The organism is Dyadobacter sp. 22481 (assembly GCF_052044875.1).
GTDB classification, from domain to species: domain Bacteria; phylum Bacteroidota; class Bacteroidia; order Cytophagales; family Spirosomataceae; genus Dyadobacter; species Dyadobacter endophyticus.
Window position 1 is genome coordinate 1,941,259 of sequence record NZ_JBQENV010000002.1, and the last position, 19,479, is coordinate 1,960,737.

The window sequence follows — 19,479 nt, forward strand, 5'->3', positions numbered from 1 at the left end:
AATCGGCGGAAAAAGCGTAAAAAAATACAGTAGATAGACGGGCGTTCGACATTTAGAAACGATTGCCCGTAAATCGGCCTCAAAAGCAGTCAAAAAGTCAACATTATTCAAATCCAATATCATGACCAGTAGAAGGGATTTTCTTAAAAATGCAGCACTGGCTTCTGCGGGTGTCGCAGTAGGCACCAATGCTTTCAGTGCGGCCAGCTACCGCCGTATCGTGGGAGCTAATGATCGCGTCAGGGTAGGTATCATCGGTTTCTCGGACCGTTTCCGCAGCTCGCTGGCACCTTCCTTCTCGGATCACGCCAAGGAACTGAACTTTGAGTTTATGGGCGTTTCCGACCTGTGGAACCGTCGCCGCGACGAAGCGGAGGCATTCATGAAGGGGAAACCCTATGCAGCCAGTGAATTTGTAAAGGCAAGAAACAACGAAGAGCTGCTCGCACGCAAGGATGTGGACGCGGTGATCATCAGTACCGCCGATTTTCAGCATGCTTTGCATTGTGCGGAAGCTGTAAAATCGGGGCGTGACGTGTACGTTGAAAAACCGTTTGCGGAAACCCTTGAAGATGCAAAAGTAGCTTTGAAAGCGGTGGAAGGTTCTAAACAGATTGTACAAGTAGGCTCGCAGCGCCGCAGTGCTCCCAACTATTGGGCGGCTTACGAATATATCAAATCGGGTAAATTCGGGGATATTACTACGGTTGAAATGACCTGGAATGTGAACCAGCCAGGCCGTTGGAGACGGAAGGAGCTCGTTTCACAAATCCGCAAAGAGGATACCGACTGGGACCGCTTCCTGATGAACCGTCCGAAAGTAGAATGGAACCCACGCTACTACCTTGAATTCCGGTTATTCTACCCATATTCATCGGGTATTCCGGGACAATGGATGGCCCACCAGATCGACACCGTACACTGGTTCTCAGGCCTTGACGCGCCGCGCAATGTGGTTGCCAACGGGGGGATCTACACCTGGAAAGACGGCCGCACCAATGTCGATACTTTCAGTGCGGCATTCGAGTACGGTCCCGTGGACGACAAGAGCAAAGGTTTCCAGGTGATCTACTCTTCCCGTTTCAACAACGAAGCAGGCGGCGTGAAGGAATACTACTACTCAAATGGCGGGATGATCAACCTCGACACGAACAAGATCACTTCTGAAGGCGGCTTAAAGGAAAAAGATGCGAAAGGAATGGGCTTGCAGGCAAACTTGCTTCCTGAAATGTCCCTGAAAACCGGCGATAAAATCGCGACTGACGCCAACACCGGTGCCGATCCGATGACGTCGCTGCACATGCGCAACTGGATGGAGTGTATCCGCAGCCGCAAGGAAACGAATGCGCCTGCCCGCGTAGGTTTCAACCACTCGGTAGCGAACATTATGGCTACCCAGGCGTTGCATACCGGAAAACGTGTGAACTGGGATCCGAAGAAAAAGGAAATCGTGCTTAGCTAACATTTTAAAAGATCAGACAGTGAATTTAAAACATACTGCTTTGGTATTGGCAGCTGCCGCATTTGTAGGCACTGGCAGTGCTTTTGCGCAGAAGGTTGATCTCGTCCGGAATGACAAGGACAAAAAAGTGGAAGTGAAAATCGACGGGAAGCCATTTACGGCTTACTATTACCCCGGCGAAAAAACGCTGAAAAAGGCCGTCCTGTACCCGGTAGCGACGGCCAGGGGCACGGTGATCACCCGTGGCTGGCCACTGGACCCTCGTGCAGGCGAGCGCGTAGATCACCCGCACCACGTGGGTATCTGGCTCAACTATGAAGATGTGAACGGAAACGACTATTGGAACAATTCCGATGCCGTGAACCACGAAAAACGTGCTTACGGAACGATTATCCATACCGGCATTACTTCCGTAAAAAGCGGAAAAGACAAAGGTGAGCTCACCGTAACCGCCGACTGGGTGGATAAAGACGGTACGCTAACCCTGAAAGAAGTAACCAAATACACTTTCAGCGGCAAAGGCGAAACCCGCATTATCGACCGTTCGACGACGTTGACGGCTGTTTTACCGGAAGTGAGCATGCCCGACGTGAAAGACGGGATGTACGCTATCCGCGTAGCGCGCGAGCTCGAACTGCCTTCGAACAAGCCTGAGATCTTCACCGACGCGAGCGGTATTGCTACCAAAGTACCTGCATTGAACAATGAGGGTATTACCGGCAACTACCGCAACAGCAATGGAATAGAAGGTGAAACAGTTTGGGGCAAACGTGCGATCTGGTGTAACCTCACGGGCAAGATCAAGGACGAAAACATCAGCGTCGCGATGATCGACCATCCTAAGAACGTCGGTTACCCGGCTTACTGGCATGCGAGAGGTTACGGACTGTTCGCCGTGAATCCGCTGGGAATGAAAGCACTCAGTGACGGAAAGGAAACACTCAATTTCAAACTGAAAAAAGGTGAATCGACGACGTTCCGTTACCGCCTGGTAATTGCGTCAGAGCATTTGAAAGATGCAACCCTGAACGACCTCGCAGCTGCGTACGCGAAGACGGAATAGTTTGTATCATAGCAGATTGAAAGGGTAGCCAGCGACTTTTCGCTGGCTATTTTTTTACCCTGAAATCTGTCGGTATGAACCTTGAACGTTACGAGTATGACCAGCTTGATGAATTGGCTTATCGCTTTTCCAGCAGAAGTACGAATGGCGTATTTGGCTTCTCGAAAAACAGCCCGTCTCCGAGCACCTCTTCAAAAAGAAATAACTACTTCACCATCGTCCCGGGCGAATGCCAACTGATCACATGGTAAGTCGCTGGTGTTTTGCCCGCGTTGCGGATCGAGTGCATTTGATCGGACGCCTGGAAAATGACGGAGCCGGGCCCCACTTTCTTTTTTTCTCCATTTACGAGCGCCTCTACGGTGCCTTCCTTCACAATAATCACTTCTTCTTCCGGATGTTTGTGAGGCGGATGCGATGCTTCACCGGGGTTCAATGTCGTTACGTGGCATTCGAGTTCGTCTGTCGTAGCTGTTTGAGAACGAAAAAAGGTTCTTACGGATCCGGTGGCCGTCGCCCTGACGGCGATGTTGTTCCAGTCGAAAATTGATGATTCGAGAATACTGGCCGTAGGGCGTGCAACGATGCAACTCAATGTGCAGCAAACAGAGATTGAAGCGACGACAAGGTCTCGTTTTGTGATTTTCATAATAGGTCAAATGGAATAGTTTCAAGTAGAAAGACTCTTACTTAAATGGTTTACCTGAACTGAAATGTGTAAATAATTTTAACTTTTATTAGATTAGTTCAAGATGGATTTTAGGACATGTTAACTATTTTGATAATGGGTAAATAAGCGTTATCCTTGAAGTTGAAATGCGGAAAAACCTCCGTTGTCTGTTTTTGCTCTCAATTCATGGAAGAACAATCAAGAAGAACGTTCCTGCAAAATGCGGGATTGGCTTCATTCGCCTCTGTTTCTGGTATTACCGCCGGGCCGGAAAGAGTGAAGGAGCTGTTTATCCACCATGTTTTCTTTTATCTCAAAGAACCTAACAATGCCCAGCATGAGGCACAGTTACTGGAAGGATTGCACAAGCTGGCCAAGGTTCCGACGATACAGTATGTACATATCGGAAAGCCGGCGGTTACCAATCGCTCAGTGATCGTCAAAGATTACACGATTTCCTGGATGTGTTTTTTCAAAAATATCATTGAGGAAGAAATCTACCAGACGCACCCGATCCATCTCGAATTCATTGAGCAATATTCCCATCTGTGGGAAAAAGTAGTGGTTTACGACGCCGTGGGGCCGAAGAACGTCGGCTAAAATGCCTTTGACGGACATCGTTTATGTTTTGAAGGAGTGACAATATGAAAGAGAATTTCAAGGAAAATCACCCGGAATGCCGGGAAATGATATTGCCGGTGCGGGATGCACTGGATGTGATCAGCGGGAAATGGAAAATTTCGATCCTCATCGCGATGAGCCTCGGGCACAAGCGGTTTATGGAATTACAGAATGCTATTCCGAATATTACGCCGCGGATGCTGTCGAAGGAGCTGAAAGAACTGGAAATGAACCTGCTGGTGGAGCGAAAAGTATACGATTCGTTTCCACCGATAATCGAGTACGAGCGCACGGGACATGCCCAATCGCTGGAACCGCTGATTGAGGAACTCCGCCGGTGGGGCGAGTATCACCGCCTGGTGATCACTGGCACCAACATTGAACATCCTGTAAAAGAATTGCAGGATTGAGGTAAACATTTAAAAGAATACATGAAGTTATTCCTGCATGTGGCCGTGTCGCTCGCGGCCTTTGGTTTGTATTTCTCGCCCGTGCGGGCGCAGCAGCATTCGGACGCCATACGATTGAATCAGATCGGGTTTTACCCGGCAGCGCCGAAAGTGGCTGTTGTTGTGTCGGATGAAGCCGATGCATTTGAAGTGAAAGAGGCCAAAACCGGGAAAACGGTTTTAAAAGGCAAGCTGGGCAATGTTCGTACCAGTCAGCATTCAGGGAAGCACACCCGCCTGGCTGATTTTAGTGGTCTTAGGAAGCCCGGTTCCTATGTTATTGAAATAGCGGGATTGGGGAGATCGGCCAGGTTCAATATCGGTAAGCAAGTCCATAGGGATGTAGCGAAGGCTGCCCTGAAAGGCTTCTACTATCAGCGCGCTTCCATTGATCTCCCCGAAAAGTATGCTGGAAAGTGGGCGAGGCTAGCCGGCCATCCCGACAACAAAGTGCTGGTCCACGCTTCGGCAGTTTCGGATGGACGGCCCGAAAATACCTTGATAGCTTCCACCCGGGGCTGGTACGACGCCGGAGACTATAATAAATACATTGTCAATTCGGGCATTACCATGGGTACCCTGCTGTCGTTGTACGAGGATTATCCCCTTTATTTCGAAGATTTCAATACGAATATCCCGGAGAGCGACAATGGTGTTCCCGATTTGCTGGACGAGGTGGTTTGGAACCTACGCTGGATGCTTACGATGCAGGACCCGGTCGATGGAGGCGTGTATCACAAGCTCACCAACCCTCGTTTTGACGGAATGATAATGCCTGTTGCTGCGAAAAATCCCCGTTATGTGGTGCAGAAAGGCACCGCAGCGACGCTCGATCTGGTGGCAGTAATGGCGCAGGCTTCACGTATATTCAAAAATTTCAACAATAAATTTCCCGGCCTGGCCGATTCATGCACCACTGCCGCAGTGAAGGGTTGGCAATGGGCTGAAAAGCATGCGGCGGTGATGTACAATCAGGATGCAATGAACAAGCAGTTCGATCCGGATGTGGTTACGGGAGCCTATGGTGACCGTTCGGTAAAAGACGAATGGATTTGGGCCGCCTGTGAAATGTATGCGAGTACAGGCAAGCCGGAGTATATTAAAGATATCGACCTGGAATTACAGCAACCAATGGCGCCGCCTACCTGGAGTCAGGTGAAAACATTGGGTTACTATACATTGCTTCGCTCCGCTGAAAAATTAAAGTTGCCTGCTGAGCAGTCTGGCCTTTTGCGGAAAAGTGTCTTGAATTATTCCGATCAGCTTCTCGTCGATCTGGAAAAACAGCCTTATAACACGGTGATGGGCAAAATTGCAAAGGACTATGCCTGGGGTAGCAGCTCGGTTGCTGCAAATCAGGGTATTGCATTGCTGAAAGCCCACCGATTGACCAAAGACCAGAAATATATTAACGCAGCGCTCGGCAACCTCGATTACCTGCTCGGCCGCAATGCGACAGGCTATTGTTTCCTGACAGGTTCGGGATCTAAGAGGGTAATGCACCCACACCAGCGACTCTCCATTGCCGACGGAATCGTAGACCCGATTCCCGGCTTGCTTTCCGGCGGGCCCAACCCCGGGCAGCAGGACAAATGCGCCGGTTATCCCAACAAGTTTGCGGACGAATCATTTACCGACAATGAATGCTCTTACGCTTCCAATGAGATCGCCATCAATTGGAATGCACCTTTTGTGTACCTGGCAGCCGCATTGGAAGCATCTATGAAATAAAGTACGATCAGGCCTTTTTGCCCTTCACCGGAACAGTTTCCGGCGTCTCGTTGTAGCCCTTCTTCTGGGTCATGTTAACCTTTTCGGATTTCTCGATGGATTCCTGTTTGAGGACTCCGGAAGGTTTCCGGCTATCATCTTTTTGTTTCGATTTGCTTTTCGGTCCGCCCTGGCTTGGTGAGCCGCCTTCCACATTATTGAGTTGTGTTTTCATGGTTTTTCAGGTTTAGGCGGATACCTGCAAATTTCATTCCCGGCAGCTCTACTTTTTTAGATTGGTGCAGTAGAACCCCGTCATGGGCCGACTCTTTATCAAATCACAATCCAGCAAACGGTATGAACCTTTTCAAATCCATTTCACAAATACGCAACCTCCTGCAATCCATCGATATCGAAGCCGTTGCCAGGTTGTCCCGGAAAGTTGATCTCAACCAGTTGATGGGTATCGTTTCCAAAATGAGTGAAGAGGACCTTGGTAAAATGCTGAAATTCATGCAGGCTGGTTCAGGCAAGAAGAAAGCACCGCCGGTTGTGAATGGAGATTTCTATGAACTAACATCGACCCTCGGCCCGGAGGAACGCGAAATACAGCTCAAAGTGCGGGAGTTTATGGAAACGGAAATCAAGCCGATCGCTAACTATTACTGGAACAATGCACAGTTTCCGATGCATATCATTCCGTTGATGGCCAAGCTGAATATCTGCGGCCTTACTTACCACGGATATGGTTGCGCCGGACGTTCGGCATTGCTGGAAGGGTTCATAGCGATGGAAATGGCACGTATCGATTCTTCTGTCTCAACATTCTTCGGTGTCCACAGCGGCCTGGCGATGGGCTCTATCTATCTCTGTGGGTCGGAGGAACAGAAACAGCAATGGTTACCTGTAATGCAACGTATGGAGCTGATCGGTGCGTTCGGGCTTACCGAGCCGGAAGTTGGCTCGGGCGTTGCGGGCGGACTCACCACCACCTGCAAACGGGAAGGAGACGAATGGGTGATCAACGGTCAGAAGAAATGGATCGGTAATGCCACCTTCTCGGATATTACAATTATCTGGGCGCGGAATCTGGACGACAACCAAGTGAAAGGCTTTATCGTTAGGAAGCAAAATTCGGGTTTCAAAGCGGAGAAAATGGAGGATAAAATGGCGCTGCGCACGGTGCAGAATGCATTGATCACCCTGACGGATTGCCGGGTACCGGAGGCCGACCGCCTTCAAAATGCGAATTCTTTCAAGGATACCGCCAACGTTCTGCGGATGACGCGTGCGGGCGTAGCTTGGCAGGCGGTAGGGTGCGGGCGCGGCGCGTATGAGCTGGCTTTGAAATATACGATGGAAAGAAAACAGTTCGGACGCCCGATTGCCGGTTTTCAATTAGTACAAGACCTGTTGGTAACGATGCTGGGCGACCTTACCGCCATGCAAACGATGGTTTACAGGTTATCCCAATTACAGGACGCGGGCGATCTGGCCGATGAACATGCTTCGCTCGCCAAAGTGTTCTGCACCCTGCGCATGCGCTCGATCGTCGATCATGCGCGCGAGCTTTTCGGGGGCAACGGGATATTACTCGAATATGACATTGCCCGTTTCGTAGCGGATGCCGAAGCCATTTATTCCTACGAAGGCACGAAAGAAATCAATTCGCTGATCGTCGGGCGGGCTATTACGGGTGAAAGTGCGTTTGTGTAGTGTGAAAAACAGGTACACGTGCCCTACAATTTGCCCTCTTTCATTTTGTTGAGGCGTATTTCAAAGGACTCATAGGCCATACCGGAAACTTTCTGTGCTTCCACGGCTTTGGTTTGCCACTCGATGGCCTCGTCTTTTCTGCCCAGTTTGTAAAGGATGTGTGCGTAAGTGTCAATAAAGTTCGGGTCGCCTAACCGATATGGAGTATGGCCGTTTTTCCTTTTTTCGTTTGATAAATCCAACGATCTTTTCGACCACGCCAATGCTTTTTCAAGCAATTCTTTGTCTCGTGTTAATTCGTAAAATTGATAGGCATGTTCATTCATCTCGAGATAAATGAACTGAGAAGGCGGCGCGATTGCCATGGATCTTACCACTGCGCCGCGGTCCGACTTGCCACGTTTGGATATGAAAAAGTGCTGCTGCGCCTTAAATGCAGCGTCGTCCATTGCGTCGAGCGAATCGATGGTTAGCGGCATGTATTTGGTTTCAACGAGCTTTATAGCGCTTTCAAAATACTTTCGTGTGTCGCCGGTTCGGTGGTAATATTTAGTCATCCATTTCGCGGAATCGATTTCACCTTTCGACCGGTCTTTGCCTTGTGATTCCCTTGCAAACTCAGCGATTTGTTGAGCCATTTCATTGTCCCGCTTCTGCACCGCAATCCGGAAAGAATTTTCAATGATACCCTCATTCATTGCTTTGCGGTCGTTGGGTTTGGCAGAGTTGAATATGCTGTCGGTTATTGATTTCGGGGTTTTGGTTTTTATGGTTTGATAGGCAAGACTGTTTACAGCAGGAAAAAATTCAAATATGCCTTTGACAGTCTGGAAATTACTAAGTGAATCGGTGGGGAGCGAGGCGACATATTCGTCGAGCAAATCATCGATCGCCATAGACGATTCCTGCTTTTTAACCATATATTTCCTCATAAATGCCGAAGCACGGACGCCCGCTTTGTATTCTCTTTCATAATCGGGCAACTGCTTTTTACCTTTCCGGTCGAGTGCAAGTTTGGCGCCATTCAGATAGGTATAGGAATCGCCGGTGGAACCATTATTTACATGCAGTATGTTGCCGTCCGAATCCACATACAGCGACATTAGCGAGCTCATAATCCTAAATTTTTGTGCAAGATTTCGCCCGTTGGCAGTGCCTACATTGCAGCGGATAGCGATAAATTCTTCGTCAAATGTCTTTTTAAGAATTTCCTTACCAAAACCCATGGAAGCGACCTCGTTGCATTGAACGCATTCGCTGTTTTCAAAGTGAATAAAAACAAGCTTGTCCTGTTCTTTTGCTTGTTTTGAAAGCTGGCTCCACGAAGTATTACTGTCGATGAATGTAATTTGACCGTGGCTTTGAAAAGAAATGATCAGCGCAAATGCCAGCACAATTTGCCTCATAGTTATCTGGATTGATGTTTTTTCAAATCTAATTTAAATTTTGTAACCGAATATTAAAATAATATAAATATCAGGATCGGGCAAATGATCGAGGGCCGCTAATATGACCAGACAAATAACCCATACACTTGCCTTTGCCCGTCGCCCGGCGTAATTTGCGCCGCTCAACTCAACCCGTTATCCACGTGCAGGCACCAGTAATTATCCGTCGCGCATCCCTGGCCGATCGTGAGGTCATTTATCAAATGATATGCAGCCTCGAAAACATGATCCTCGACCGGCTGGGATTCGACGCGGCCTTCAACCGTAACATGGCAAGCCCGAACATTACCTATTTCCTTGCCGAACACGAGGGGAAGCCGATTGGCATAGTGAGCTGTCATATTCAGCCGCTGCTGCATCATGCCGCGTTGGTTTCAGAAATACAGGAAATGTATGTAGAGCCAGAGTACCGCTCGCAAAAAGTTGGAAATGTATTAATGGAGCATGTTACCGCATTCGCGAAAAAGGAGGGGGCTATTCAAATGGAGGTCACTTCGCGCGCTACACGTGAGCAGGCGCACAGGTTCTACCAGCGCGAAGGGTTCGAAAAATCGCATGTGAAACTGGTAAGGTATTTCAAAAACGAATAAAAAAGCACCGGGCCAACGTCCCGGTGCTTTTTGCATTACCCTAAACCTTCAACTATAACCTTCAATATCTTAGAATCGGCCTCTGTGACGACCATCGCGTGACCAGCGATCACGGTCGCGGCTGAGGCGGCGGGTATCCGACATCAGCTCGTGCAGGTCGTTGCGAAGTATTCTTTCCTCACGGTTCGACAGGTGGCCCCGACGGGCGAAATGCCGTTCTTTGTCCTGGATGTTCTCGTAACGGTTCATGAGCATGTTGGCCTCACGGGAAGTGAGCGTGCCCCATTGTACACCATTGGCTATATTTTGTCGTGCTTCTCTTTGAAGTCTGTTGATGTCCGACATTCTTTCACGACTGTAACCGTCGTGGTAGCCGTCACGATCGTAACGCGGACCATATTGGGCGGAAGCATTGGTGAATCCTAATGCGAGAACCACTGCGGCAAAAAGTATCTTTTTCATAACCCAAAAGTTTTAAGTTTCGTGGGTTAGAGGGCTACCTGGCGCAGAGGTTTAAATGGGGATTGTTAACGATTGTTAAGCGAAAATGAAGTGTTTTTAACCATTTGAAAATCAGCCAGCGATCGCCACACGAATGGCTTCCTGAGCTTCATTCAATATTTCTTCCGCCTTCCTGCCAGCCGGCTCGATACCCGGCAGCACGGTGAAACTGAGCTTCGCGAAAGATTTCAGCGGGAATATCCCTTTGGGGTTGAACGCGCCGGTGCCGTTAATGGCCACGGGCACGATGAGCGCATCGGGAGCTCTTTTCAAGAGGGTAGCGACGCCGCCAGGCTGAAATGGTTTCATGTTACCACTGGCGGTGCGGGTACCCTCGGGGAATATGATTGCCGATGCCTTTTCATCCTGGATCAGTTTGCCGAGGCGGGCGATTTCGGTAATGGCCTGTTTCCCGTCTTTGCGGTTGATGAGCGCCGCGCCGCTTTTGCGCAGGTTGTAGGAAATGCTGGGAACACCATTAGCCAGCTCAATTTTGGAAACAAATCGAGGGCTATATTTTCGCATATACCAGTAAACAGGCGAGATGTCGTAACTGCTCTGATGGTTGGCGATGAATATCAGAGGCCGGCCGTCGGGTAGCCGGGCAAGGTTTTTGAGCTTGATACTTGCACCGGTCAGATGAAGCCCGAAAGTGAGAGAAAAATTAAGCCAGTCGACCGACACTTTGTGCGCCTTTTTGCCAAAGACGTTGAATGCGATGACCTGTATGACATGAAAAACTAAGAGTGTGAGGCCGAAATGGATCAGGTAGAGGGTACTCAGAACGTAATCGAGGATTTTTTTCATTCTTATTTTTTTTGCAAAAATAGTCGAAATCTGTTTTGGTTACTCCAAATTCTAGGGCGTGAAATGACAATTGTCATTCAAAACTTACGTATAATTCACGTTATTTGTAAAATAGTCAATAGTGTTTAAATCAACATACAAATGGATATTACGCTTTCAGCCGAAAGGCTTGAAGTAATGAAACATATAGGCAAGGACCTCGACGGCCTTATTGCGGAATACCTGAAACCGATCGATGAAAACTGGCAACCTTCTGACTTTCTGCCTGATGCAACAAGGGAGAATTTTTTACATGAAGTGAAGCTTTTGCAGGAAAGTTGCCGTGATCTGCCTTATGACTACATTGCCGTGCTGATCGGGGACACGATTACGGAAGAGGCATTGCCAACTTACGAATCCTGGCTGATGGACGTGATCGGCGTAAACCAGGTCGGCGAGCCTGAATCGGGCTGGGTGAAATGGGTACGTGCCTGGACAGCCGAGGAAAATCGCCACGGCGACCTGCTCAACAAATACCTGTACCTTTCCGGCCGCGTGAACATGCGCGCTATGGAAGTTTCTACCCAATACCTGATCGCCGACGGTTTCGATATCGGCACCGACCGTGATCCTTACCGAAACTTCATTTACACTTCGTTTCAGGAACTTGCCACCAATGTCTCGCACCGCCGTACGGCCACACTCGCGAAGAAATTTGGTAACCCGCATTTGTCGAAAATATGTGGGGTAATTGCTTCCGACGAAATGCGCCATGCAAAGGCTTACAAAACTTTTGTAAACCGGATTCTGGAAGTCGATCCATCGGAGCTGTTGCTGGCTTTGGAGGATATGATGAGGAAAAAAATCGTGATGCCGGCGCATTTTATGCGGGAAACCGGTGTGAAAATGGGCGAAACATTCTCCCATTTCTCAGACGCCGCGCAACGCCTGGGCGTTTACACAACGCTGGACTATATCGATATTCTCGAAGATCTGCTCAACGAATGGAATATAGGTTCTGTGCGTGACATCAATGAAAAAGCGGAAAAAGCAAGAGATTACCTCATGGCGCTTCCGGCGCGCCTCAGAAGAATAGCCGACCGTACCCGCATTCCGGATCTGGAATATGAGTTTAGCTGGATAAGTCGGTAAAGCAATACAATCCATGGTCCATGGTCTGCGGTCGATTTGCAAAATGACCATAGACCATGGACCATTTGGCGTCACCTCTTTACTGCAACAACGCCACGGCCCCCTGCTTGCTAATCACCTTCCCTTTTGTCGAAACACCTTCGATTTGCCACACATAAGTTCCTGAAACGGCGGTGCTGCCTTTGAAAGTACCATCCCAGCCGGTGTTTAGCTGGTCGGTGAAGAACACCAGCTGCCCCCAGCGATTGTAAATACGGAAATACCGGATCGTAGCGATATCGTTCACTACCGGTACCAGCATTTCATTCTTGCCGTCGCCATTGGGCGAAAATGCAGTTGGAATAATAATACTCTCCTGGCGTTTGATGGAAAGTTTCACCTGGCCGGAGCCCTTGCAGCCCTGCTCGGACGTCACGTCGACCGTATACTGCTGATTTTCCCTCAAAACGGCGATAGGGCTTTGAATACTGGCGTCGCTGAGTCCGTCGGCTGGAGTCCATAGGAACGTGGCGCCCGCGTAATTGCGGATCTGAGGCGAAGTCGCATTCAGCTGAAAAGGGACATTATACTCTATCAAAGCGTCGGGCGTCACATTCACCTCAATTTTGGGTGAAACACGTACCTGAACGGTGTCCGTCTGAGTACAAAAACCTTTGGTAGCGGTAATGATATATTGCGTGGTAGCTTCCGGTGCGGCAACCGGTTCCAGCGCGCCGGGATTATCCAGTCCGTTTTGTGGTACCCAGGAAAACGTCCGACCGTTGCTCGTAGTGGCCAGCGTCACCGATTGGCCGACACAAATAGTGGTGTCAGGCATTGTCCGAACGGTAATATCGCTGGTGAACGACACATCGGCATTTTGCGCGGTGGTACAGCCATTGCCATCTTTTACAAACACCCTGTAATGACCTGCCGGTGCATAAAATATGTTGGATGCCTGGTAACTGACCGAATCGATGGAATACTGATAGGGTAAGACGCCATCCGAAGCTGTAAGGGTAATCGTGCCGTCAGTCCCGGTATCGCAGGTGCCGGAGGTGACCTCGGTCGTGAGAGAAGGATTACTAATGACAATCTGTTTGCGGTTGTCCAGCTTGTTACCGCACGCCTGACTGATGACGGTAAGCGTAACATTCTTCGTACCGCCATCCGCCCAGTTCAACAGATAGGGCCCCATCCCGGAGCCCGAAATAACCCTTGCTCCATTCCAGTCCCATTTAAAATCGTAACCTGTGCCGGGTGAAGGAATAGACCCCGTATATCTCACTTCCACATTTCTATCGGGGCCGCAGACCGGACTAGGGGAAATGGAAAAATCAGCATATGAGTTGATACTGGCCTCGAAGCAGATATCCGAGACGGACTTATCGATATCGGCCTTTGAAAAGTGTTTGCCATGAAAGGCCATGTAGGCAAAATTTGCCTCCCCCGACTCGCAGGTCACAGCATTATCATCACGGAAGAGGTAAATGGGTACCCCGGCTTTGCCGACATAATTTTTGTTATTGTCGATATACGTTGCAAAAAGGTTATTACCAACATACACCTCCATTTGCCCTGTCGCGCCATCACGGGTGAAAGTCAGCAAATAGTAGGTGGAAGTGTTGAAATAGGGGCAGGTTCCGATGATGCCGTTCGGATAAAAATCCAGGCAGCGATCGGTACTTCCGGGAGTATTTTTAAAATAGATACCATCGTCACGGGTACCATTCGAGAAATCGATGATCCTGGCCCACTTTTCACCCCAGTCTGTTACTCTCAGGTAAAGCTGGATCGTGTAGGATTCTGAAACGAGGCCTTCGGTGTTCGGATACATCAGCCCCCAGTTTCTATTGTTGTGATACACCGCCCGTCTTCCGCCACAAGGCAACACCTCTTCGAGAAACCGACCTGCCGTGGTCCCGCTTGCACATGAGCCCGCCGCTTGCGCTTGTACAAGGTTCGGGCCGCATTCGGGCTGCGCTACGGTGAATTCGTTTTTAAAACGATAAGTGTGTCTGCCGGTCTGCGCGTGGGCAAAATGCAGGAAAGAGAAGAAAATTAAAAGGATATGTAAAGCATTCAACTTCATATCATGCCTGCGTGCCGAACGTGAGTAAAAATTGGAATCAAAATTACAGTAAAAGCAACTAAAACGATGCCAGCTGACCGCTTTTTTGATGGAACGGCCACGAAACGGACCGGGCCCGCAAATGCAGGCCCGGTCCAGACAACCATATGTATGTGAGAGTTATTGAGGGATTGCTCTTACGTTTCCGCGGCGGATCATGCGGTTTTCCTTCGTTTGAAGGTCGTCGTGAAGCATTTTGCGGAACGTCTCGACGCTCGTGGTCGCAGCCAGGCGCTGGCCGTCCGGGGCCGGAATGCCCATGACGTCCAATGCCTTGCGGAGCAGTGTTTCATTTTCATCACCAAAAGGCAGATAGGGCACGGTCGAATCCTCGACTTCATAATCGGGCGTCATGCCGTTTATAGTGCCGTAGTCAGATTCGCCATTAGCATTGGCAGTTTGACCCAGCATAATGTAAACACCCCATTTCCAACGTTTCTGGTCATCGCTGATCAGCTGACCGAATAAATTTTTGCCGGCAGTATGCTCCCCAATCCTGATCACACTCATATAGGGCTTCAAGCCATTGATTACCAACTCACTGGCGGATGCCGTCCCATTGGACGTCAGCACGAATACCCGACTTAAATTTCCACCGATATTATTCGGCTCGTTCAGAAAGGTGTAATTCAATGCACCGGCCCCTTGCGTTTTTTGCCAGTAGGCGGTGTATTTGTCGTTCCATTGTTCTTTGTAAAATATTTTGGAACTCGAAACACCCGGGCCGATCAGCGACGCGAGCGTTTCGGCCGAACTGAGATAACCTCCCGGATTAAACCGCAAATCGAGTACGAGCTCATTCACTCCCTTGCTTTTGAAATCCGCAAAGACCTGGCGCAATTCATTGTCATATTTCGACTTATCCGTGTCGGTTCCAGGTACAAACTGGGTGTAAACCAGGTAACCAACCGTTTTCCCCAAAGCTGGCTTTGAAATGACTGTCGAGAACAGGACGGGGTCTTCGCTTACCTGTGCCTTGGTCATAGTAACAGTCTTGCTACCTGCCACAATAGCAGAACCGGAAAGTTCTCCCAACGTGAATGTGGCGGTTTCGTTACCACTAAGGAGTGATGTGTAGTTGGTCGAAGTGAGCTGTGTCCCATTTACTTTCATGAGAATATCACCGCGTTTTAGCCCCGCAATTTCGGCCGGGCTGCCCTTGACCACGTAATTCAGGAAAGCGGCAATGTTGGACTTGCCGTTATCAGTAAAAGACAGCGAATAGCTGATCCCGAAAATCTTGCTGATGCCATCGAACTCGTCCTGCAATGCATCGATATCGTCGGTAACCGCCGAAAAACGGTCGACAGTAGCACGCTGGTATACCAGTTTTTCAAAATAGTCATGCGGATCAATGCTGTTGTCGAGGCTGGTTTTGGCCGGAAGGTTTTTGTACCAGAAATAGGCATCGTCCATGACGTCGTAAAGCCAGCTGTTAATATCGGGATTATCCGCCGTGGTGGTAGAATCGAGGGTTTGGACGGCAGGGGCGACGTCCTTGTCCTTACAACCCACCGCCACCACCGCAAAGATCAGGACATAGAGAAGATATAATCGTTTGAAATTTAACATAGTGTTCAGTTTAAAAGTAAAGCGTAAACTGATTTGCCATAGGCCGTATTTCAATATTGGTTACTCGGTAATATAATGCTGTTACGTCGGCAGGGAGGGAAATGTGGCGGTGGCGGGAATGCTTAACGCGAAAAGTTTGCTAATTTGTTACTACAACGTCGTTACCTTTTTCAAGATGGAACGTAAAAAGAATATGGGAATTAATGAGATTGTCACGATCGACCCGGAGATATTGAGTGGGCAGCCCGTTTTCAGCGGAACCAGGGTGCCTATCGACTCGCTTTTCGATCACCTTGAAGCAGGTGTGTCGCTCGATGATTTTCTGGATGACTTCCCGTCTGTTACAAGGGATCAAGCGGTAGCGTTACTCGAAGCAGCGAACAAGCTACTGTCATCGAAGCACATCGAGCAGTTGTATGAAGCTGTTACTGGATCAAAATTTGCCCAAAAGATTAAAGCAGGATTCCCAGAACACAAAGTTCGTACGGTGAGGGAAATGGGTTAGAATGGTTTGAAGGACTTTGCGTTGCTTTCTCTGGCAAACACTGCGAGATTCCGGGTTCTACTGACATTTGACAAAAACATCCGGTATCAACAGAATTTTTCTATTTCAACTATTACAGTTCTGATCCTGAATATGCCAAGCAATACCTATTTTGAACTAACAAAACTTTCGCCATTGATTCGGCGGGTTCTGAAAAATCCAAAACTACCTGCCGGACCAATGGCGATTTACAATGGAATGGGTGCTTAAATCCCCGTTAATCCTCTGAAAAAATTCCTCGCGATAATCGCGTATTCCAGCGGGTTCGCTTTGGCAGGGTCTTGTTCTGCTTCGAGGACGATCCAGCCGGCGTAGTTGCTTTCTTTGATGATGGCGAAAAGTGATGGGAAATCAATACAGCCCTCAGAATCGCCGGGTACGGTGAATACGCCGTTTTTGACGGCCGTCAGGAAGCTCAGACGCTCGTCGTGCACGCGTTGCAGCACGTTCGGACGCACGTCTTTCAGGTGAATATGCGCCGTGCGGCCAATGTATTTCTGCAACGCGGCCACGGGGTCTTCACCTGCAAAGTGGAAATGCCCGCAGTCGTAATTGAGATACACGTGGTCGGGGTTTGTTTCGTTGAGCAGCCGGTCTGTCTCTTCGATAGTTTGAATGCAAGTGCCCATATGGTGATGAAAAGCCAGTTTCATACCACGGTCGCTGGCGATTTTGCCCAATTCGTTGAGGCCGAAGGTGAAGCTGTCCCATTCATCCTTGGTGTTCAGCATTCCTTTGCCTTCAAATACAGGTACATCCATTTTTCCCTGGCAGCTATTCCCGGTTTCACCGCCGCCAATGACTTTCGCACCCATAATTTCCAGGAAATCGAGCAGTTTGCTGAAATTTTCGCGGTTTTCGGCGAAGGATTTGGTCGTCAGTTCATAGCTGTTCCACTGGTTGCAAATCTGCAACCCGCGAAGTTCCAATGCTTTTTTCAACACATTGGTATCGCGGGGAAACTTGTTGCCCACCTCGCAACCCGTAAATCCGGCCAGTGCCATTTCGCTCACGCATTGCTCAAATGTATTCTCGCCGCCGAGCTCCGGCATATCGTCGTTGGTCCAGTTAATAGGAGCAACGCCCAGTTTGATGTTTTCGAAGTTCATTTTTTTGAAAGGGATTGAAGGGGGGGAAAGGGAAGAAGGGGAGGAGGGAGGAAGGGGGCTAAACTTTTTCCTTTCCTCCCTTCTCTCCTTCCTCCCTTTCATCCCTATAAGAAAATACGTTGTGTTTTTTTGTTCTCGCGATAAGTTTCAAATGCTTTTTGCACTGATGCGGAGGTCGACACCTCTGCCACAGGCACCTCCCACCATGCGTGGTAGCCCTTCACGGTGCGGTAAAGGCTTGTTTCGATGTAAATGACGGTGGTGCGATCAGCAGTTTTGGCTTGTGCCAATGCATTTTCCAGCGATTGGCGGTCGGTAGCGCGAATGACGTTTGCGCCGAGGCTTTCGGCATTTTTGGCAAGGTCCACCGGTAGGAATCCACCCGATAGCTGGCCCGTTTCATTTTCCCGGTATTTGTACATGGTACCAAATCGCTCGCTACCAATGCTTTCAGATAGCCCGCCGATACTCGCGTAGCCGTTGTTGTTTAAAAGCAGGATCGTAAAGCGGACGCCCTCCTGGATCGCAGTGACGATCTCATGGTTATTCATTAAATAACCGCCGTCACCGCAGAGCACATATACTTCACGCGTTGGATCGGCAATTTTGGCACCAAGGCCCGCGGCAATCTCGTAGCCCATGCAGGAGAAGCCGTATTCGAGGTGGAAGTTTTTCGGGTCGGTGGCACGCCAGAGTTTGTGCAGATCGCCGGGAGCACTGCCCGATGCATTGATCATCACATCCCGGTCGTCCATAAAGCTGTTTAGCGTACCGATCACCACCGCCTGGTCGATCGGAGGGACTGTGCTGTTGCCTTCTGCGTAGATTTGCGTTACCTCGTCGTCCCAGGCCTTGTTGATGCCGGCAATATGCTGGCGGTAGTCCGGCGCAACTTCATGGTTATCCAAAAGTCCGGCCAGTTCCTCCAATACTGCCTTCGCATCCCCGATCACCGGCAAGGCAGCGTGTTTGAAGGCATCAAATTCGCTGATATTAATATTAACAAAACGGACATCCGGGTTTTTGAAGATCGATTTGGAGGCCGTTGTAAAATCGCTGTATCGCGTTCCGATTCCGATGACGAGGTCGGCCTGGTTGGCAACATCAATCGCATATTTTGTACCGGTCGCCCCGAGACCGCCAATGCTGTAAGGCGCATCATAGCGCACCGCTCCTTTGCCGGCGAAAGTTTCGCCGACCGGAATGCCCGTTTTTGAAGCGAATTCGTGGAGCGTTTCGGATGCGCCGCTGTAAATTGCCCCGCCGCCTGCCACGATTACGGGATTTTTAGCTGCTTTGATCCACTCCGCCGCTTTTTGTAATGTTACAAGATCCGGGCGGGGGCGGCCTACGTGCCACACACGTTTTTGGAATAATGATTCAGGAAAATCGTAGGCGTGCGTCTGCACATCCTGCGGCATCGAAAGCGTTACAGCGCCCATCTCCGCCTGTGAGGTGAGTACGCGCATAACTTCGGGGAGCGAGTAAATGAGTTGTTCCGGCCGGTTAATACGGTCCCAGTATTTGGAAACCGGTTTGAAACAGTCATTTACTGAAATATCTTGTGTAGAAGCACTTTCGAGCTGCTGCAAAACCGGGTTAGGCTCACGGGTAGCGAAGATATCGCCCGGCAGAAGCAGCACAGGTAACCGGTTAATGGTCGCCAATGCGGCGCCGGTGATCATATTGGTAGCACCCGGACCGATCGACGTCGTACAAACGAATGCGCCCAGCCGGTTTTTGACCTTGGCATAAGCCACCGCAGTATGCACCATCGATTGCTCGTTTCGGCATTGGTAATACCGGAAATCCGGGTTTTCTTGCAACGCCTGGCCAAGTCCTGCCACATTACCGTGCCCGAAAATGCCGAAGCAACCGCCAAAATAGGGCTCCTCAACGCCGTCGCGCTCGATGTATTGATTTTTTAGAAACATGATGGTAGCCTGCGCCACCGTGAGTCGTCTTGTCATGTCTTT

The 19,479-nt window shown here is 49.5% G+C and carries 18 protein-coding genes; 9 read left to right on the plus strand and 9 right to left on the minus strand.

Annotation, left to right across the window (positions count from 1 at the left end):
- The first annotated feature begins 121 nt into the window (after positions 1–121).
- Positions 122–1,462 (plus strand): Gfo/Idh/MocA family oxidoreductase, encoded by a 1,341-nt coding sequence (locus ACTJJJ_RS18210; RefSeq protein ID WP_426293597.1) that lies wholly within the window; start codon positions 122–124, stop codon positions 1,460–1,462.
- Between the two features lie 40 nt (positions 1,463–1,502).
- A complete protein-coding gene (locus ACTJJJ_RS18215) occupies positions 1,503–2,525 on the plus strand; it encodes a PmoA family protein (protein WP_426295908.1) in 1,023 nt (340 codons plus the stop codon).
- 205 nt (positions 2,526–2,730) lie between these two features.
- Here ACTJJJ_RS18215 and ACTJJJ_RS18220 read toward each other — a convergent pair whose 3' ends face one another.
- Entirely contained in the window at positions 2,731–3,174 is a 444-nt protein-coding gene (locus ACTJJJ_RS18220) for a cupin domain-containing protein (RefSeq protein WP_440702600.1), read from the minus strand.
- A gap of 207 nt (positions 3,175–3,381) precedes the next feature.
- On the opposite strand from ACTJJJ_RS18220, the gene ACTJJJ_RS18225 reads away from it, so the two are divergent.
- Genes ACTJJJ_RS18225 through ACTJJJ_RS18235 form a run of 3 tightly spaced genes read left to right on the plus strand, consistent with a single transcriptional unit; the run spans position 3,382 to position 5,996 of the window.
- Positions 3,382–3,795: a Dabb family protein gene (locus tag ACTJJJ_RS18225; RefSeq protein WP_188932636.1), complete on the plus strand. Its 414-nt coding sequence runs from the start codon at positions 3,382–3,384 to the stop codon at positions 3,793–3,795.
- Between the two features lie 44 nt (positions 3,796–3,839).
- Positions 3,840–4,226 (plus strand): winged helix-turn-helix transcriptional regulator, encoded by a 387-nt coding sequence (locus tag ACTJJJ_RS18230; protein ID WP_440702601.1) that lies wholly within the window; start codon positions 3,840–3,842, stop codon positions 4,224–4,226.
- 21 nt (positions 4,227–4,247) lie between these two features.
- On the plus strand, positions 4,248–5,996 hold the full coding sequence (locus tag ACTJJJ_RS18235; RefSeq protein ID WP_440702602.1) for a glycoside hydrolase family 9 protein: 1,749 nt from the start codon (positions 4,248–4,250) through the stop codon (positions 5,994–5,996).
- A gap of 7 nt (positions 5,997–6,003) precedes the next feature.
- Here the strand turns inward: ACTJJJ_RS18235 and ACTJJJ_RS18240 are convergent, their stop codons facing one another.
- Complete coding sequence (locus ACTJJJ_RS18240) at positions 6,004–6,210, minus strand: hypothetical protein (RefSeq protein ID WP_188932630.1); 207 nt, start codon at positions 6,208–6,210, stop codon at positions 6,004–6,006.
- Positions 6,211–6,332: 122 nt separating this feature from the next.
- Here ACTJJJ_RS18240 and ACTJJJ_RS18245 point away from each other — a divergent pair, with 122 nt between their 5' ends.
- Positions 6,333–7,691, plus strand: coding sequence for an acyl-CoA dehydrogenase family protein (locus tag ACTJJJ_RS18245; protein ID WP_188932627.1), 1,359 nt, complete (start codon positions 6,333–6,335; stop codon positions 7,689–7,691).
- 23 nt (positions 7,692–7,714) lie between these two features.
- Here ACTJJJ_RS18245 and ACTJJJ_RS18250 read toward each other — a convergent pair whose 3' ends face one another.
- A complete protein-coding gene (locus ACTJJJ_RS18250; RefSeq protein ID WP_440702603.1) occupies positions 7,715–9,097 on the minus strand; it encodes a thioredoxin family protein in 1,383 nt (460 codons plus the stop codon).
- A 185-nt stretch (positions 9,098–9,282) separates the two neighbouring features.
- Here ACTJJJ_RS18250 and ACTJJJ_RS18255 point away from each other — a divergent pair, with 185 nt between their 5' ends.
- Positions 9,283–9,729: a GNAT family N-acetyltransferase gene (locus tag ACTJJJ_RS18255; protein ID WP_440702604.1), complete on the plus strand. Its 447-nt coding sequence runs from the start codon at positions 9,283–9,285 to the stop codon at positions 9,727–9,729.
- Positions 9,730–9,798: 69 nt separating this feature from the next.
- Here the strand turns inward: ACTJJJ_RS18255 and ACTJJJ_RS18260 are convergent, their stop codons facing one another.
- The gene (locus ACTJJJ_RS18260; RefSeq protein WP_188932619.1) at positions 9,799–10,191 is read right to left on the minus strand and encodes a hypothetical protein; all 393 of its coding nucleotides are present in this window, start codon (positions 10,189–10,191) and stop codon (positions 9,799–9,801) included.
- Positions 10,192–10,302: 111 nt separating this feature from the next.
- Positions 10,303–11,037, minus strand: a complete 735-nt coding sequence (locus ACTJJJ_RS18265; protein ID WP_440702605.1) for a lysophospholipid acyltransferase family protein — start codon at positions 11,035–11,037, stop codon at positions 10,303–10,305.
- Between the two features lie 141 nt (positions 11,038–11,178).
- On the opposite strand from ACTJJJ_RS18265, the gene ACTJJJ_RS18270 reads away from it, so the two are divergent.
- Positions 11,179–12,168 (plus strand): acyl-ACP desaturase, encoded by a 990-nt coding sequence (locus ACTJJJ_RS18270; RefSeq protein ID WP_426293603.1) that lies wholly within the window; start codon positions 11,179–11,181, stop codon positions 12,166–12,168.
- Positions 12,169–12,247: 79 nt separating this feature from the next.
- Here ACTJJJ_RS18270 and ACTJJJ_RS18275 read toward each other — a convergent pair whose 3' ends face one another.
- Together ACTJJJ_RS18275 and ACTJJJ_RS18280 are read right to left on the minus strand one after the other, a co-directional pair.
- The gene (locus tag ACTJJJ_RS18275) at positions 12,248–14,239 is read right to left on the minus strand and encodes a gliding motility-associated C-terminal domain-containing protein (RefSeq protein ID WP_440702606.1); all 1,992 of its coding nucleotides are present in this window, start codon (positions 14,237–14,239) and stop codon (positions 12,248–12,250) included.
- Positions 14,240–14,398: 159 nt separating this feature from the next.
- Positions 14,399–15,850 carry a S41 family peptidase gene (locus ACTJJJ_RS18280; RefSeq protein ID WP_440702607.1) on the minus strand — a complete coding sequence of 484 codons (1,452 nt, stop codon included), beginning with the start codon at positions 15,848–15,850 and terminating at the stop codon, positions 14,399–14,401.
- Positions 15,851–15,986: 136 nt separating this feature from the next.
- Here ACTJJJ_RS18280 and ACTJJJ_RS18285 point away from each other — a divergent pair, with 136 nt between their 5' ends.
- The gene (locus ACTJJJ_RS18285; protein ID WP_440702608.1) at positions 15,987–16,355 is read left to right on the plus strand and encodes a DUF433 domain-containing protein; all 369 of its coding nucleotides are present in this window, start codon (positions 15,987–15,989) and stop codon (positions 16,353–16,355) included.
- Between the two features lie 245 nt (positions 16,356–16,600).
- Here the strand turns inward: ACTJJJ_RS18285 and iolE are convergent, their stop codons facing one another.
- Positions 16,601–17,503, minus strand: a complete 903-nt coding sequence (gene iolE, locus ACTJJJ_RS18290) for a myo-inosose-2 dehydratase (protein ID WP_188932612.1) — start codon at positions 17,501–17,503, stop codon at positions 16,601–16,603.
- A gap of 104 nt (positions 17,504–17,607) precedes the next feature.
- A complete protein-coding gene (iolD, locus tag ACTJJJ_RS18295) occupies positions 17,608–19,473 on the minus strand; it encodes a 3D-(3,5/4)-trihydroxycyclohexane-1,2-dione acylhydrolase (decyclizing) (protein WP_440702609.1) in 1,866 nt (621 codons plus the stop codon).
- Positions 19,474–19,479 lie beyond the last annotated feature (6 nt).